We start from the raw sequence: 14,984 nt of genomic DNA on the forward strand, positions 1-14,984 counted from the left end.
TGTGGGAGGTCCTCAGCGCCTTCACGGGTAGACCTTGCCCAGTGCCGCGACCGTCTCGGCCATCATGGCCCGCAGCTCCGGCGGCCCCAGCACCTCGACGTCGGTCCCCATACGCAGCAGCAGCCAGCGCGCGTGCGTCAGCGACTCCACGGGCACGGTCAGGGTCAGCCACCCCTCGGGGTCGGGCTCGCCGGCCGCGGCCAGGGCGGCGGTGACGACGTCCGCGCCCATCGTGTACGCCAGCAGGTCGCCACGCCCGGGGGCGAGCTTGATGACGGCATGCCCGGTGTACATCCGCTCGCGGAACTCCTCGGTGTAGCCGTGCCAGAACTCCGCCAGCTCGAACCCCTCCGGCCAGGTGAACCGCCCGGGCAGCGTCTCAAGCGTCAGCACGCGCGCCACCCGGTAGGTGCGCGGGGTGCCACCGGGCGGCGCGGCCACCATGTACCACGACCCGCCCTTCAGCACCAGCCCGTACGGATGGATCACCCGGTCCACCTCCTTACGGCCCCAGCGCCGGTAGGTCATGTGCAGCGGCCGCTGATCCCACACCGCCGCGGCCACCGCGCTGAGGTGCGGCACGTCGTCGCTCGCGCGATACCACCCCGGCACGTCCAGCAGGAACCGCTCACGCATGCGCGCTGCGTGCGAGCGCGGCTCGGGCGGCAGCGCGGCCAGCAGCTTCAGCTCGGCGGCCGCCGCCACCTCGGCCAGCCCCAGCTCCGCCGCCGGACCCGGCAGCCCCGCCAGGAACAGCGACGAGGCCTCCTCGGCCGTCAGCCCGTTGAGCCTGGTGCGGTAGCCGTCGAGGAGCTGGTAGCCGCCCGCAGGGCCGCGGTCGGCGTAGACCGGCACACCGGCCGCCGACAGCGCCTCCACGTCGCGGTAGACCGTACGGACCGACACCTCCAGCTCCCCGGCCAGCTCGGGCGCGGTCATGCGGCCGCGCGTCTGCAGGAGCAGGAGCAGCGAGAGCAGGCGGCTGGCACGCATGGCGCCCATTGTAGGGAGCCGGCGGGAAGCGCCCGCACGAACGCCTGGAGCCCGGTGGCGGCACCTTCGGCACGGCGCGGCACCTTCGGCACGGCGGAGTGCCGAAGGAGGCGGTCAGGCGAACTGCTGCCAGCCCAGCCTGATCACCATCGCCACCACCACGCACAACAGTACGATCCGGACGAAGGCGGCGCCCCGGCGCAGCGCCATGCGGGCCCCGATCTGGGCGCCGGCCACGTTGCACACCGCCATGCCCAGCCCCAGCCCCCAGTGCACGTGCCCCTGCACCGCGAACACCGCCAGCGCTCCGAGGTTCGTCCCGATGTTGATGATCTTCGCCGAGGCGGACGCCGACACGAAGTCCAGCCCGAGGATGGTGGTGAACGCGATGATCAGGAACGTTCCGGTGCCCGGCCCCATGATCCCGTCGTAGAACGCGATCACCATCCCGGCCGTCGCCACGGCGGCCAGCACCCGCCCCCGGGCGCGCAGGCGAGGCTCCGGTACGGCCCCGAACCCCGGCCGCAGCGTCACGAACGCCGCCACCGCCAGCAGCACCACCATGACGGCCGGCCGCAGCACCTCGGCCGAGATCGAGGCCGCCGCCCACGCCCCCAGCCCGGCGCACATCACGGCCAGGCCCGTCGCGGGCAGCGCCACCTGGCGATCGATCTTGGTGGAGCGCGCGTACGCCACGGCCGCGGAGGCGGTGCCGAACATCGAGGACACCTTGTTGGTCGCCATCGCCTCCACGGTGGGCATCCCGGTCATCAGGGTGGCGGGAAGCTGCAGCAACCCGCCGCCGCCCACGACGGCGTCCACCCAGCCGGCGCCCGCCGCCGCGGCCAGCAACACCAGGACCTGATCCAGCGGCACGCAATCCCCCGTATCCCCGAACAAACGGTGATGAGTGTACAAGTCGTCCATTGGCGACTCTGAACCCGCCTGCCGCAGGAGACACCCGGTCAGCGGCCGGCGTGCCCGACGGCGGGCGCGTGGGGGAGAATGTGAGGTCCCGACCGGCGACCAGGAGGAGCCCGGGTGCGCCATGAGCCTGGATGCGACCCGCCCGCCCGGCGCGCATGCGGACACGCCGCTGAGCGCCGCGATCGGGGCGGCACGCTGGATCAGGGCCGCGGCCAGCGGCGACGGCCCGGTGCGGCACTGGCGGGCCAACCCCGACCCGAGCGGCAGGTCGGCGCTGGCGCCCGAGCCCGCCTCGCTCGCCGCCGGGGCCGCGGGGATCGTGCTGTTCTTCCTGGAGCTGGCCGCGGCGACGGGTGACGACGGATACCTGGAGGACGCCCGGGCCGGCACCGCCTACCTGGCGCGGGCGTGGCCCGAGGCCGGCGACGTGAGCCTGCACCACGGGCTGAGCGGCATCGCGGTGGCGCTCTGCGAGGCCGGGTGGGTGCTGGGCGACGGCGGCCCGGAGGAGGCGGCGGTGGGCGCGCTGGACCGGGTGGTCCGGGCGGCGCGCCCGATGGAGTCCGGTCCCGGCTGGTCGGGTGATCCGGCGCAGCGCGGCGACGGCGGCGTGGTGCTGGCGCTGCTGCACGCCGCCTCGATGCTGGGCCTGCCGAGATACGGGGAGCTGGCGGCGGAGGCGGGTGAGCGGGTGGCGCGGCTGGCGGTGCCGGGGCACCGCTTCGGCGACTGCCCGGGCCTGCCTCGCGACGCCGTCACGCCGGGATTCCTGGCCGGCACATCGGGGACGGCGTTCCTGCTGTCCCGCCTGTACGGGGTCACGGGCGAGACCCGGTTCCTGGCGGCGGCGCGCCGGGGCGCGGGGTTCGTCCGCGCGGTCAGCGTCGTGGACGGCCCGCGCGCGCTGGTGCCGCACCACCTGCCGCAGGGGCGGGGCCTGCACTACCTGGGGTTCTGCTCGGGCTCGGCCGGGGTGGCGCGGATGTTCTACGAGCTCTACCGGGTGGCGGGCGACCCGGCCGACCTCGACTGGGCCGAGCGGCTGGCGGCCGGGATCGCGGGCAGCGGGGTGCCGGACCGGCGGGTGCCGGGGCTGTGGGACACGGCCTGCCAGTGCTGCGGTGTGGCGGGGCTGGTGGAGCTGTTCACCGGGTTGTGGGCGGTGACCGGGCGCCCCGCCGGACCTACCTGGACTTCGCCGGGCGGCTGGGGCGGCATCTGGTGGCGCGGGCGCGCGGCGGCGGGGGGCTGCGCTGGTATCAGGCCTATCAGCGGCTGGGCGAGGTGAGCGCGGACACCGGCTATCTGGCGGGCGCGGCGGGCATCGGCGCGGCGCTGCTGCACCTGGAGGCGGCGTCACGTGAGGGGCGGGCGCGGAGGGTGATCTTACTGCCGGACAATCTGTTCCCGGCGATCCCGGCTCCGGCGGATACGCTGCGCGAACACGGATGACCCCGCGGGCGGTTGCGTGCGCGGCAACGCGGAGGTTAAGCTCGAACACTGCGCATTAATATACGAGCTTCACAGACTTCCCGTTAGGAGTATACCACGCGATGACTAGTCGTCAAGATGGTCTTGCGGAAGCCCTTGACACCGAGCAGCGCACCGTGTCGCGGTTGTACGACCGGCTCGACGCCACCAGGGAGCGGGCGCAGGCGGCGCTGCTCGAGGAGTACGGCAGGGGCGGCGCCCTGGGCACGCGCCAGGCGATGGTCGAGCGCGAGGTGCTGGCCTCGGAGCAGGCCCGCCGGTTGGCGCAGCTCAACGCGGTGGAACGGGGACTGTGCTTCGGCCGCATCGACGAGCGCTCGGGGGAGCGCACCTATGTCGGCCGGATCGGGCTGCGGGACGAGAACCACGAGTCGGTGCTGATCGACTGGCGGGCACCGGCGGCGCGGCCGTTCTACGTGGCCACGGCCACCGACCCGGGCGGGCTGGTGCGGCGCAGGCATCTGCATCTACGGGACCGTACGGTGGTCGGCATCGACGACGAGGTGTTCGACCTGGAGGGGATGGCCGAGGGGGACCGGCGCACGCTGGTCGGCGAGGCGGCGCTGCTGGCGGCCCTGCGGCGGGGCCGGACCGGCCGGATGAGCGACGTGGTGGCCACCATCCAGACCGAGCAGGACCGGGTGATCCGTGCCGGGCTGCAGGGAGCGCTGGTGGTGCAGGGCGGACCGGGCACCGGCAAGACGGTGGCGGCGCTGCACCGGGCCGCGTACCTGCTCTACACCCACCGCGACACGCTGGAGCGGCGCGGCGTGCTGGTGGTGGGGCCCAACCCGATGTTCCTGCGCTACATCAGCCAGGTGCTGCCCGCGCTGGGGGAGACGCAGGTGGTGATGTCCACGGTGGGGGAGATGTTCCCCGGGGTGCGGGCGACCGGGGCGGACGCGCCGGCGGCGGCGGTGGTCAAGGGCGACCCGCGGATGGCCGAGGTGGTGGCCCGCGCGCTGGAGCTGCGCCAGACGGTGCCGGACGAGGACCTGGAGGTGGAGCTGGACGGCTTGGTGCTGCGGGTGCCGCGCGAGGTGTGCCTGCGCCTGCGCGACCGGGCCCGCGCCGTCTCGACCCTGGCCGGGTCCGGCGCGGGACGGCTGTCGCACAACATGGCGCGCAAACTGTACGTCACCGAGCTGCTGAAAGAGCTGGCCAAGGCCGAGGCGCGGGCGCTGGAGGAGTCGCTGCACATCGAGGAGCTGGTGGTGGAGGGCGAGCCGGAGCTGTCGCAGCCGCTGGACCTGGAGGGCGACCTGGACGAGGTGGACCTGCGGCTGGCCTCGCAGCGGTTGTGGGGCGAGCCGCAGGTGCGGCGCGCGGTCGACGGGCTGTGGCCCGAGCTGACGCCGCAGCGGCTGATCGCCGAGCTGCTGTCCTCGCCGGAGACGCTGTGGTCGGTGGCGCCGCCCGGGCTGGACTGGCGCGAGCTGGTGCGCCCGGTGGACGCGGAGTGGACGATCGGGGACGTGCCGCTGCTGGACGAGGCGGCCGAGCTGCTGGGCGAGGACGACTCGGCCCGCCGGGCGGAGGCCCGGCAGGCGGGGGAGGAGCAGGCCGAGCAGGAGCTGTACGCGTGGGAGGTGCTGCAGTCGACGGGCGTGGCGGAGCAGGGCGTCTTCGCGCGGGCCGACGTGCTGGCCGAGCGGCACGCCGACGACGGGCTGGGGCTGACGACGGCCGACCGGGCGGCGGCCGACCGCACCTGGGCCTACGGGCACGTGATCGTGGACGAGGCCCAGGAGCTGTCCGCGATGGCCTGGCGGATGATCATGCGGCGGGTGCCGGCCAAGTCGCTGACCGTGGTGGGCGATCTGGCGCAGACGGGCTCGGCGGCGGGCGCGCGCTCGTGGGGCGAGGTGCTGGACCCGTACCTGGAGGGGCGGTGGCGGGAGGAGCGGCTGCTCGTCAACTACCGTACGCCGGTAGAGATCATGCGGGTCGCCGCGGATGTGCTGCACGCCTTCGCGCCGGGGCAGAAGGCGCCGGAGTCGGTGCGTGACGGCGAGGCCGAGCCGCGGGCCGTGCGGCTGCCGGTGGCGGGGCTGCCCGCGCTGGTGGCGGACGAGCTGGCGGCGATCGGCGAGGGCCGGGTGGGGGTGGTGACGCCGGACGCCCGGCACGCGGAGACCGCGGCGCGGTTCCCGGGCGGTGATCTGGACGCGCCGGTGGTGGTGCTGACGGTGGGGCAGGCCAAAGGGCTGGAGTTCGACGCGGTCGTGGTGGTGGATCCGGCCGGCATCGTGGCCCAGTCGCCGATGGGCGGCCAGGACCTGTACGTGGCGGTGACGCGGGCGACGCGGCGGCTGACGGTGGTGTACGAGGGCGACCTGCCGGAGTCGCTGTCCCGCCTGGCCTAGAAATCTACATTGTAAAGGCGGCGGACCGGTGTGACCGAGCTCACCGCCTCCAACCCCCTTTCGGCGAAACCAGGCGGGTCTTTCAGGCGTTGCCGTCGTGGATGAGCTTGTCGGCGACGTCCCTGATGGCCCGGGTGACGTGGTCGAGGGCGCGCAGGGTGTCGGTGTCGAGGTGGTCCATGATGCGGCGGTAGTGCCGCAGGCCGGCGTTGTTGATCTCCTCGATCAGGGCGGCGCCGGCGGGGGTGAGCTCGACCCGGCGTACGCGCCGGTCGTGGGGGTCTTCGTGGCGGCTGACCAGGCCGTGGGCCACGAGGCGGTCGACGATGCCGGTGACGGTGCCGAGGCCGACCCCGAGGTCCTGGGCGAGGTCCTGGCCGGAGGCGGAGCCGTTGACGGCCACCAGCATGACGACCTTGAGCTGCCTCATGGTGAGGTTGGAGGTGAACAGGGGGGAGTGGTGCTGGGCGAACAGCCGCCCGAGGCCACGCTGGGTTTCGGTGATCCGGCGGATCAGGTCCTCGCGTTCGTCTTTCACGCTCACCTCTCGCTTCCTGAGAAGGTTATCAGGAAAGCTGAATCGGTCTAAATATTCGCATAGGGCGAAGTGTTAGTCTGGGGCGAACTCTTGGAGGGGACCCTATGACCGCTTTCGCCCGGTTGAGCCTGGTCAACCGCAGCCTAGTGATCTTGGTGGCGGTCGTGCTCAGCGCGTTCGGCGCCTTCACGATCCCGCAGTTGAAACAGCAGTTGCTGCCGTCTTTGGAGTTTCCCGGCGCATTCGTGGTGGCGCCCTTCCCCGGCGCGGCGCCGGAGATCGTCGAGGAGCAGGTCACCAAGCCGATCGAGGACTCCTTCCAGGGGCTGGCCGGGATGGAGCAGATGACCTCGACCTCGCGGGAGGGGATGGCGCAGATCCAGGTGGCCTTCGAGTTCGGCACCGACATCGAGTCGTCGCTGAACAAGATGCAGCAGGCGATCGACCAGGTGACGCTGCCGGACGGCGTGGAGCCGCAGGTGGTCGCGGGCAACACCGACGACATCCCGGTGATGGTGCTGGCGGTGGGAGACGGTGGCGACGAGCGGGCGATGGCCGACAAGCTGCGCCGGATCGCGGTGCCGGAGTTGCAGGGCATTGAGGGCGTACGGGAGGCGGCGGTCACCGGCACCCGCGACGAGGTCGTGACGATCGAGCCGGACACCGAGAAGATGACGCGGGCGGGGGTGTCGGCGGCGCAGATCCCGGACGTGCTGCGGGCGAACGGCACGCCGATCCCGGCGGGCACGCTGACCTCCGACGGCAAGTCGCTGACGGTGCAGGTGGGGTCGCGGGTCGACTCGGTGGAGAAGCTGAAGGACCTGTACCTGACGCCGGCCCAGCCGCAGGCTCAGGCCCCTGTCCAGGGGCGGCCGCAGGGTCAGGCGCAGATGCCGGGGCGGCCGCAGGCGGGCCAGCCGCAGGGGGGTCCGCCGCAGGTCAAGCCGCTGAAGCCGGTGAAGCTGGGCGACGTGGCGAAGGTGACGCGCGGGCTGGCCGACGCGACGACGATCACCAGGACGAACGGCAAGTCGAGCCTGGGCATGTCGATCACGATGGTGCCCGACGGCAACGCGGTGGCGATCTCGCACGACGTCGCGGAGAAGCTGCCGGACCTGACCAAGGCGCTGGGCGACTCCTCGGAGACGGCGGTGTCGGTGGTGTTCGACCAGGCGCCGTACGTGGAGGAGTCGATCGAGAACCTCACCACGGAGGGCCTGCTGGGGCTGGCGTTCGCGGTGCTGGTCATCCTGGTGTTCCTGCTGTCGGTGCGTTCGACGCTGGTGACGGCGGTGTCGATCCCGCTGTCGGTGGTGATCGCGCTGATCGTGCTGTACGTGGGCGACTACTCGCTGAACATGCTGACGCTGGGCGCGCTGACGATCGCGGTGGGCCGGGTCGTGGACGACTCGATCGTGGTGCTGGAGAACATCAAGCGGCATCTCGGCTACGGCGAGGCGAAGCTGCAGGCGATCCTGACGGCGGTGCGCGAGGTGTCGGGCGCGGTGACGGCCTCGACGCTGACCACGGTGGCGGTGTTCGCGCCGATCGCGGTCGTGGGCGGCATGGTGGGCGAGCTGTTCAGCCCGTTCGCGGTCACGGTGGCGGTGGCGCTGCTGGCGTCGCTGGTGGTGTCGCTGACGGTGGTGCCGGTGCTGGCGTACTGGTTCCTGAAGGCGCCGGAGCTGACGCCGGAGCAGGCCCGCAAGCAGCGTGAGGAGGCCGAGGCCAAGGAGCTGCGCTCGCCGTTGCAGCGGGCCTACCTGCCGGTATTGCGGTTCGCGACGCGGTACAAGCTGGTGACGGTGCTGATCGGGGTGGCGGTGTTCATCGGCACGATGGGTCTGGCCGGCCGGTTGCAGACGAACTTCCTGGACTCCTCGGGGCAGAACACGCTGTCGGTGTCGCAGCGCATGCCGGTGGGCACCGGCCTGGCCACCACCGACGAGGCCGCCAAGAAGGTCGAGGCCGTGCTGGCCGACCTGGACGGGGTGGAGTCGTACCAGGTGAACGTGGGTGGCGGCGGCGGTGGCCTGCAGGGCGGCGGCCGCGGGGGGAGCGCGGACCAGGCGTCGTACTCGGTGACGCTGGCCGACGACGCCGACACGGCGAAGATCGAGCAGGACCTGCGTGACAAGGTCTCGGGCCTGTCGGGGGTCGGCGAGGTGACGGTGGGCGGCACCGGCGGCGCCGGGTTCAACTCCGACTCCATCGACGTGATCGTGCAGGCGCCTGACACCGACGCGCTGCGGTCGGCGGCCGCCACGGTCAAGACCGCGATGGGTGAGGTGTCGGGGCTGCGTGACGTGTCCTCCAACCTGGAGGCGAGCGCGCCGCGGGTCGACGTCGTGGTCGACCGGGAGGAGGCCGCCGAGCGCGGGCTGACGGAGGCACAGGTCGGGCAGGCGGTGGCGCAGGCGTTCCGGGGCGCGCCGCTGGGGCAGATCACGCTGGACGGCCGTACGAGTGACCTGGTGCTGCGCGGCGCGGACGCGCCGGACGATGTCAAGGCGATCGAGGACCTGAAGCTGCCGACGGCGGCGGGCACGGTGAAGCTGTCGACGGTGGCGGACGTGCGGCAGGTGGCCGGGCCGACGCAGGTGTCGCGGATCGACGGCGAGCGCTCGGCCACGGTGTCGGCCAAGGCGACGGCCAGCGACCTGGGCAGCGTGACGCAGGCGCTGACGACGAAGCTGGACTCCCTGTCGCTGGGCGCCGGTGCCTCCTATGAGATCGGCGGCGTGTCGGCCCAGCAGGACGAGGCGTTCGCCGATCTGGGGATGGCGATGCTGGCGGCGATCGCGATCGTGTTCATGATCATGGTGGCGACGTTCCGCAGCTTCATCCAGCCGGTGATCCTGCTGGTGTCGATCCCGTTCGCGGCCACGGGCGCGGTGGGGCTGCTGGTGGCGACCGACACGGCGCTGGGGGTGCCGGCGCTGATCGGCATGCTGATGCTGATCGGGATCGTGGTGACGAACGCGATCGTGCTGATCGACCTCATCAACCAGTACCGCGACCAGGGCATGGGTGTGGTGGAGGCGGTGATCGAGGGCGGCCGGCGGCGGTTGCGGCCGATCCTGATGACGGCGGTGGCCACGATCTGCGCCCTGACGCCGATGGCGCTCGGGGTGACGGGGTCGGGCGGGTTCATCGCGCAGCCGCTGGCGATCGTGGTGATCGGCGGCCTGATCTCCTCGACGCTGCTCACGCTGGTGCTCGTGCCCACCCTTGTCGTCGCTGTGACCCGGAAGCGTGATCGAGGACCGCGCTCCCCTCATCCCAGCCATCGCGTACGTGAGAGTGCCGATGACGCTGGAAGAGAAGATCTCGCCGGCCATCCAGCGTGATGCCATTGGGGCGTCGGCCGCCCGGCGGGGTTATGACATCCCGCCGGGCAGGTGGCCGCAGGGCGGCTGGACAGAAGATCTCGATGTGTCCGGGAGGGACTTCCAGCGGACGATCACGGCGGCCATCGCCCAGGTGGAAAAGGGCGCGGCCAAAGCGATTCTCGTGTGGAAGTACTCCCGGTTCGGGCGTAACCGGATGGGCAACCAGCTCAATCTCGCCAGGTTAGAGGCGGCGGGCGGCGAGCTGGTGTCGGCTACGGAAGAGGTCGACTCCACCACCGCGGTCGGCAAGTTCACCCGAGGCATGTTGATGGGACTTGCTGCTTTCGAGAGCGACAGGGCGGGCGAGCAGTGGGCAGAGGCCTATCAGAACCGGCTGGCGCGCGGGCTGCCACCCATCGGCGGTGAATACTTTGGGTATGTGCGCCCGGGGCCGGCAACCTCATCCCCTTGATCCGAAGAGGATGCTAGGCGAACGGCCTCGTTCTCCAGCTTCGACAGTGAGAGCGGGGCCGCCTCGTCTGTGCTTGTATCTTAGCAAGTGGGGCCGCACTTTTCGCCGGACAGGGTACCCCCTGAAACGATCACGTCTCAGATTCTTGATCACGAACTAGGCCCCTGGAGCCTGGCCTTTCGCATGCCCTCACCAGCACCGGAGGCCCCCTCATGAGCCAGCCGTCCATCGGCCGTATCGTCCACTACCGGCTCACCGACGAAGACGCCGACGCCATCAACCGGCGGCGTGACGACTACGAGGCATTTCAGCGTGGCCGCAACCCTGCGCGTCCCGGTCAGCTCGGCTGGGACGGTCACGTCGCTCACGTCGGAAACCGCGCGATGGCAGGCGACACGTTCCCGGCCATGGTCGTGTGCATGTCCGGCGCCGGTCACGTCAACCTCCAGGTCCAGCTGGACGGCAACGACACCCACTGGGTCCACCGGCCGGGTCGAGGGCGACCAGCTCGGAACGTGGCACTGGCCGCCGCGTACCGCTGTCGCTCCGGCCAGCGGTGATGCCTGATGTGGTGGAATTCGATCGAGTACCGGAAGCGGGACGGTAGCCAGCGCGGGATGCTCGTCCACCGCAGATTCTGGCTGCATGACGTGCCCCGGCTCATGCTGTGGTGCCGCCTGCGCGGCCACAAGCCGGTGGTCGACGGGTACAGCCCGCATGTCCCCGGTGGGGACGCCATGCGCTGGGTGGCGTGCGATCTGGACCGGGAGTTGTGGCGGCGCGGTCATCGGTTCGTGCGCTCCGCCGAAGATGTTCGGGTGTTCGTGCGCAGCAAGCGGGCCGTCCAACGGGTGCTCGCCTCGGTCACGACCGTGGTCGAGCAGTTCCCCGGGTGTTCCGCGACCTTGATAAGTGGTTCCGCCGCCGGATGCGGCAGATCCGCTGGAAGGAATGGAAACGCTTCTCGGCCAGACATCAGAACCTGCGCCGGTTGGGCATCCCCGATGATAAAGCTCGGGAGTGGGCCTGGGGAGTGGGCCGCCGGCAGCAAGGGGTACTGGCCGATCGCCGGGTCGGCCGTCCTTTCCCGGGCCCTGCGCAACGCTCACTGGGACAACCTTGAAGGTTCTGCACCAGACCTGGCAACGGCTCAGAACAACGGCTTGACGAAGCGCCGGATGCGGGCCCGCATGTCCAGTGGTGTGAAGGTCGAGCTGGCCGACTTCGCCGCTGAGACCGGGCTGGCGGTGACCGTCTGCCACTTTCCAGAAGATCCACAGGTTTCAAGCATTGCTCCCGCCACCCTCATCGGGGACGCGCGCGTCAGACCAGACCGATGATCAACGGCGTGCCACTGGAGACGAGCATGACCGACCCCGGTGCAGGAAGGACTGGCACCACGTCGAACGGCAAGGTGTCGGAAGACTTGAAGAACTCCAGCGTCACTGGGATCCTCACCGTCTTACCAGTGTCCCAAGGCGTCACGAGTACCGTCATGAGCTTTTGTTTGTCGTCGTCGCTGTACGAATGGCTCGCCGTGACCAGCGCGCGGCTCAGCGGAAGGGCACCGCGCGGCCTGAAGTCGGACCTCGGCCATGACACCGAAGCCTGCTTCGTGTCGCCCGTGAACGAGACCCAACGAAAACCCTCCGCCGTGGCGTTGGCATCCCTGGGATATTCCTGCGGGATCAGGTATCCGCCGGCGCTGAGGCCGTTGAAGTAATGCCTTGGCCAGACACTCGCCACGCCGTCGTCGAATCCCTCCAGGCGATCCGCTATGACGCGTCCGTCGTCCTGGGCCAGAACCACACCCTCCGTCGTTTCCCCCCGGCCTTCATTGAGGGTCACCGCCAGAACGCCGCCATCGGCGGAGGCGTACGCCCCGACGTAGCTCAGGGCCGTGGTCACCGTCCGCTTGTGCCGCCACACGTGGGAACCGTTCTGAGGATTCAGACCGAGCACCACGATCGTGACCGTGGTCACCTCCCGGTCCCAATGAGGATCACCGGCCTTTTCCTCTATGCCCTCCGCGCAGTAGAGCACCACCGGGAACACGTCGCGTAGCGCTCCGTACGACTCCTTGAGCATGAGGCAGCCGTCGGGCGCGGAGTACGTCCATCGGGTCTGTGACGTTTCCAGATCGTACCCCCTGACCTCCTGCTCGCTTGTCCGGTCGCCCACTCCTGCGCTGAAGGCGAGGCTTCGCGCCACGTAACCGTCCGAGCTCAACGCGGTCTGCTTCCGACGCCACTTTCTGGCCGGGTCCTGCTCGGAATCCCTCCAGACCTGATCGGAGCGGACCCTGCCCGTGTGTGCGTCCAGCACGACCCTTCTGCCCCCGGCGTAGACAGCCATCACCGTGCTACCGTCCGGGGAGGCGACCAGGCTGAGGGTCTCTGCCCCGGGCCTGCGGTAGTGCCAGCGTTCGTCACCGGTCTCGGTGTCTAGTGCCATGACACCGTCACGGATCCGCACCACCGCTCCGCCACCGGCCAGGGCGACATCGCGTACGGCCTCGCCGTCCGGCGTCTTCCACCGCCACTTGATCCTGTCAACCGATCCGGGAACCGGCGCCTGCCGATCCTTCCTCGCCGTGGTGATGGCCTCAACGGGAAGTATGGTGACGGCGAGGAACGTCGCCAGCGCCACCACCCCGGCGACGCCGACACCGCTGGCCACGCCTGCGACCCGGCCGGCCCACGGCCCTGCGCGCAGATCGGGCATCGCCGCGCCGAGCAACACGAAACCGATCGCCATGACAGTCGAACCAGGGCCGAAGACGGCCTCGCCGAAGTCGGGGACCCCCTCGGCGAAGGCTTGTCGTACCCCCATCCAGCCATGGACGGCCAGCCCGCCGGACACCGCCGCGCACGCCCACGCCCTCCGCCGCGCAGCCGTAACGGCCTCCTTCAGCCAATTCTCCCAGAGTTCCGCCATCCGGCCGTCCTCGCGGGCGAGCGCCGAGGCCCGTCGTAACGCTTGAGTGTGGGCGACGACCACAAGCCCGGCCAGCGTCACCAGCACGACAAGCGCGGCAGTCACGAGGACTGACGGGCCCGCCGCGCCGCCAGGCAATGACAACCAGGAGAAATAGCCTAGACCGGCCACTAACGCTCCTGACAGCGACAAACCGGCCCCGAACCAGCGCAGCCATATTCCACGAACACCCATGGATCCAGAGCGTAACGTGCAGAAATGCCGTGTACCACTCGAAGATCAGTCTATGATTTGGGGCTCGGTTAAGCGGCGTGGTGGTATTCGCTGATCATGCACGCACGCCTGCGGCGTTTGGGCGGTGAGCCTTTCATCGCCTCGCCCCAGCGCACATAGCAGACGCCGAACTCGCCGAACTGCCGGGCGTGTGGGTTGCGCCCGAAGCCGACCAGGTCGAGCATCCGGGCCTCGCGGCGACGCAGCCCGTAGGTGTAAACGGTTTTGAACAGGGTCGCGTCGCGGAAGGCCGGGGTCCAGCCCTTGCGGCCGGCGCCGCGAACCTGGTGGATCTGGTCGTCGGCGTGGTCGAAGAATACCTGCAACTTGGTTGCGGGCTTCGGCAGGGTCGTCCCCGCGCTGCGAGTCAGCCCTCGGCCATTACGGCGGCAAGTCCGGCTCGCGGAGCAGAGCGCCACGATGCTGCTGCCCGAGCACATGCACTACGTCGAGCCGTTCGTCGGCTCCCTCGCCGTGCTCCGGGCCAAGAAGCCTTCCCGGCTGGAGACGATGCTGCGAAGGCGGCGGCCACCCGACGGACCGAAGCCACTCAGCGCAGTACGGCTGTCAGCAGGTCGGCGCCCAGCGCCGTCAGATCGGGCAGATTGACGGTGTAACGGACGTAACGACCGTGCCGCCGGGCCGTGAGCAGGCCCGCGCGGCGCAAGACGGCGAGGTGGCGGGAAACCTCCGGGGGTGAAAGTTCCCACGCATGGGCCAGCTCACCGGTGGTGTGCGGGCCGCGGGCAAGGGTGCGCAGCAGCCGCAGCCGTACCGGATGCGCGAGTGCCTCCAGCCGTAGCGTGACCGTTTCCAGCGATACCGGCTCCGATGGACTTGCCTCGGTCACGGGGTACTGCACCACCGGCTGCCACCCGGGCGCGTGGACCACCACGAGGTGCGGGCGGCCGAAGACGCTGGGAAGGAAGGTGACCCCGGTGCTGTGGGCGGCGGTCGCCTTGTCCTGCAGCTTGTCCACGATGATGCTGTTGCCGTCCGGCGCCAGGGTGATCGCGCCGGAGACCGACGCGAGTGCCGCCCCGATGCCCTGGCGCTTCAGCAGGTCGTTCTTCAGGCGCAGGTCGGTGGCGAGCCGCACGGCGACGCCCGCCCAGGCGGCGTCGAAGAACGCCTCGGCGCACTGCTCGAGGGTGTGACGCACCCGCGCCCGCACAGCGGCCGGGTCCGCGAGCAGCCGTTCCGCGAAGGTCTCCTGAAGCGCGCCGCGGGCCTGGGCCAGGTCCAGGGCCCGCTCGCGCGCCGTAGCGTCGGTGAGTGGCGACGGCGCGGAGAAGTGGACCCGGTTGCTGCCGCACGTGGTGATGAGCGCGGCGGTCACATAGGTTTCATCGTCGATCCGGTCTACATCGTCCAGCTCCTCGGCGAGGGTCAGCCGAGGACGAGCGGGGACCAGGAAATCGGCTCGTGAGGACCGCCAGAGGAACTCCGCCTCCCGCAGCCGCTCTGCCAGCTCCGGCCGCAGCCCGGCCCAGACGTCCCCGGCCCAGCCGGCGAGCTGCGGGTGATGCCCGGGTTCGGCCAGCACGTGCAGCATCGCGGTCAACTCGGCCAGCGGGGAGGCGGCGAACCGTACTCGCCCCGGCGGCAGGCCACCGATGTCGATCCTCAACGTCATCCCCTCATCCTCGCTGGTC

General features: G+C 70.7%; 13 protein-coding genes. 7 read left to right on the top strand and 6 right to left on the bottom strand.

Features of this window, described 5'->3' with window-relative positions; genetic code table 11:
* Positions 1–21 precede the first annotated feature (21 nt).
* The gene (locus ABGB18_RS05115; RefSeq protein ID WP_347694146.1) at positions 22–993 is read right to left on the bottom strand and encodes a transcriptional regulator; all 972 of its coding nucleotides are present in this window, start codon (positions 991–993) and stop codon (positions 22–24) included.
* Positions 994–1,107: 114 nt separating this feature from the next.
* Positions 1,108–1,863 (bottom strand): TSUP family transporter, encoded by a 756-nt coding sequence (locus ABGB18_RS05120; protein ID WP_347694303.1) that lies wholly within the window; start codon positions 1,861–1,863, stop codon positions 1,108–1,110.
* A gap of 178 nt (positions 1,864–2,041) precedes the next feature.
* Here ABGB18_RS05120 and ABGB18_RS05125 point away from each other — a divergent pair, with 178 nt between their 5' ends.
* From ABGB18_RS05125 to ABGB18_RS05135, 3 genes are all read left to right on the top strand, one after another.
* On the top strand, positions 2,042–3,208 hold the full coding sequence (locus ABGB18_RS05125) for a lanthionine synthetase LanC family protein (protein WP_347694147.1): 1,167 nt from the start codon (positions 2,042–2,044) through the stop codon (positions 3,206–3,208).
* Positions 3,205–3,372, top strand: a complete 168-nt coding sequence (locus tag ABGB18_RS05130) for a hypothetical protein (protein ID WP_347694148.1) — start codon at positions 3,205–3,207, stop codon at positions 3,370–3,372. The genes ABGB18_RS05125 and ABGB18_RS05130 overlap by 4 nt, the downstream gene beginning before the upstream one ends.
* Positions 3,373–3,473: 101 nt before the next feature.
* Positions 3,474–5,777: an ATP-binding domain-containing protein gene (locus ABGB18_RS05135; RefSeq protein WP_347694149.1), complete on the top strand. Its 2,304-nt coding sequence runs from the start codon at positions 3,474–3,476 to the stop codon at positions 5,775–5,777.
* Between the two features lie 82 nt (positions 5,778–5,859).
* Here ABGB18_RS05135 and ABGB18_RS05140 read toward each other — a convergent pair whose 3' ends face one another.
* Positions 5,860–6,321 (bottom strand): MarR family transcriptional regulator, encoded by a 462-nt coding sequence (locus tag ABGB18_RS05140; RefSeq protein WP_347694150.1) that lies wholly within the window; start codon positions 6,319–6,321, stop codon positions 5,860–5,862.
* A 98-nt stretch (positions 6,322–6,419) separates the two neighbouring features.
* Between ABGB18_RS05140 and ABGB18_RS05145 the strand changes: the two genes are divergently transcribed.
* The 4 genes from ABGB18_RS05145 to ABGB18_RS05160 all read left to right on the top strand — a co-directional run bounded on the left by ABGB18_RS05145 (position 6,420) and on the right by ABGB18_RS05160 (position 11,459).
* Entirely contained in the window at positions 6,420–9,665 is a 3,246-nt protein-coding gene (locus ABGB18_RS05145; RefSeq protein ID WP_347694151.1) for an efflux RND transporter permease subunit, read from the top strand.
* On the top strand, positions 9,625–10,119 hold the full coding sequence (locus ABGB18_RS05150; RefSeq protein WP_347694152.1) for a recombinase family protein: 495 nt from the start codon (positions 9,625–9,627) through the stop codon (positions 10,117–10,119). Before ABGB18_RS05145 ends, ABGB18_RS05150 begins: the two co-directional genes overlap by 41 nt.
* A gap of 212 nt (positions 10,120–10,331) precedes the next feature.
* Positions 10,332–10,679: a hypothetical protein gene (locus tag ABGB18_RS05155; protein WP_347694153.1), complete on the top strand. Its 348-nt coding sequence runs from the start codon at positions 10,332–10,334 to the stop codon at positions 10,677–10,679.
* Positions 10,680–10,736: 57 nt separating this feature from the next.
* Positions 10,737–11,459 (top strand): hypothetical protein, encoded by a 723-nt coding sequence (locus tag ABGB18_RS05160; protein ID WP_347694154.1) that lies wholly within the window; start codon positions 10,737–10,739, stop codon positions 11,457–11,459.
* Here the strand turns inward: ABGB18_RS05160 and ABGB18_RS05165 are convergent.
* The 3 genes from ABGB18_RS05165 to ABGB18_RS05175 all read right to left on the bottom strand — a co-directional run bounded on the left by ABGB18_RS05165 (position 11,443) and on the right by ABGB18_RS05175 (position 14,965).
* A complete protein-coding gene (locus tag ABGB18_RS05165; protein WP_347694155.1) occupies positions 11,443–13,290 on the bottom strand; it encodes a PQQ-binding-like beta-propeller repeat protein in 1,848 nt (615 codons plus the stop codon). The two genes, ABGB18_RS05160 and ABGB18_RS05165, sit on opposite strands and share 17 nt — an antisense overlap.
* Positions 13,291–13,358: 68 nt before the next feature.
* The gene (locus ABGB18_RS05170) at positions 13,359–13,655 is read right to left on the bottom strand and encodes a hypothetical protein (RefSeq protein WP_347694156.1); all 297 of its coding nucleotides are present in this window, start codon (positions 13,653–13,655) and stop codon (positions 13,359–13,361) included.
* Between the two features lie 224 nt (positions 13,656–13,879).
* Complete coding sequence (locus ABGB18_RS05175) at positions 13,880–14,965, bottom strand: helix-turn-helix domain-containing protein (protein ID WP_347694157.1); 1,086 nt, start codon at positions 14,963–14,965, stop codon at positions 13,880–13,882.
* Between the last annotated feature and the right edge of the window lie 19 nt (positions 14,966–14,984).

Source organism: Nonomuraea sp. B12E4, assembly GCF_039871825.1.
GTDB lineage: Bacteria > Actinomycetota > Actinomycetes > Streptosporangiales > Streptosporangiaceae > Nonomuraea.

Bases quoted from the DNA above. Each gene is read 5' to 3' on its own strand.
- ABGB18_RS05115 (WP_347694146.1), bottom strand. From the start codon at position 993: ATGCGTGCCAGCCGCCTGCTCTCGCTGCTCCTGCTCCTGCAGACGCGC.
- ABGB18_RS05125 (WP_347694147.1), top strand. From the start codon at position 2,042: ATGAGCCTGGATGCGACCCGCCCGCCCGGCGCGCATGCGGACACGCCG.
- ABGB18_RS05135 (WP_347694149.1), top strand. From the start codon at position 3,474: ATGACTAGTCGTCAAGATGGTCTTGCGGAAGCCCTTGACACCGAGCAG.
- ABGB18_RS05145 (WP_347694151.1), top strand. From the start codon at position 6,420: ATGACCGCTTTCGCCCGGTTGAGCCTGGTCAACCGCAGCCTAGTGATC.
- ABGB18_RS05150 (WP_347694152.1), top strand. From the start codon at position 9,625: ATGACGCTGGAAGAGAAGATCTCGCCGGCCATCCAGCGTGATGCCATT.
- ABGB18_RS05155 (WP_347694153.1), top strand. From the start codon at position 10,332: ATGAGCCAGCCGTCCATCGGCCGTATCGTCCACTACCGGCTCACCGAC.
- ABGB18_RS05160 (WP_347694154.1), top strand. From the start codon at position 10,737: ATGCTCGTCCACCGCAGATTCTGGCTGCATGACGTGCCCCGGCTCATG.
- ABGB18_RS05165 (WP_347694155.1), bottom strand. From the start codon at position 13,290: ATGGGTGTTCGTGGAATATGGCTGCGCTGGTTCGGGGCCGGTTTGTCG.
- ABGB18_RS05175 (WP_347694157.1), bottom strand. From the start codon at position 14,965: ATGACGTTGAGGATCGACATCGGTGGCCTGCCGCCGGGGCGAGTACGG.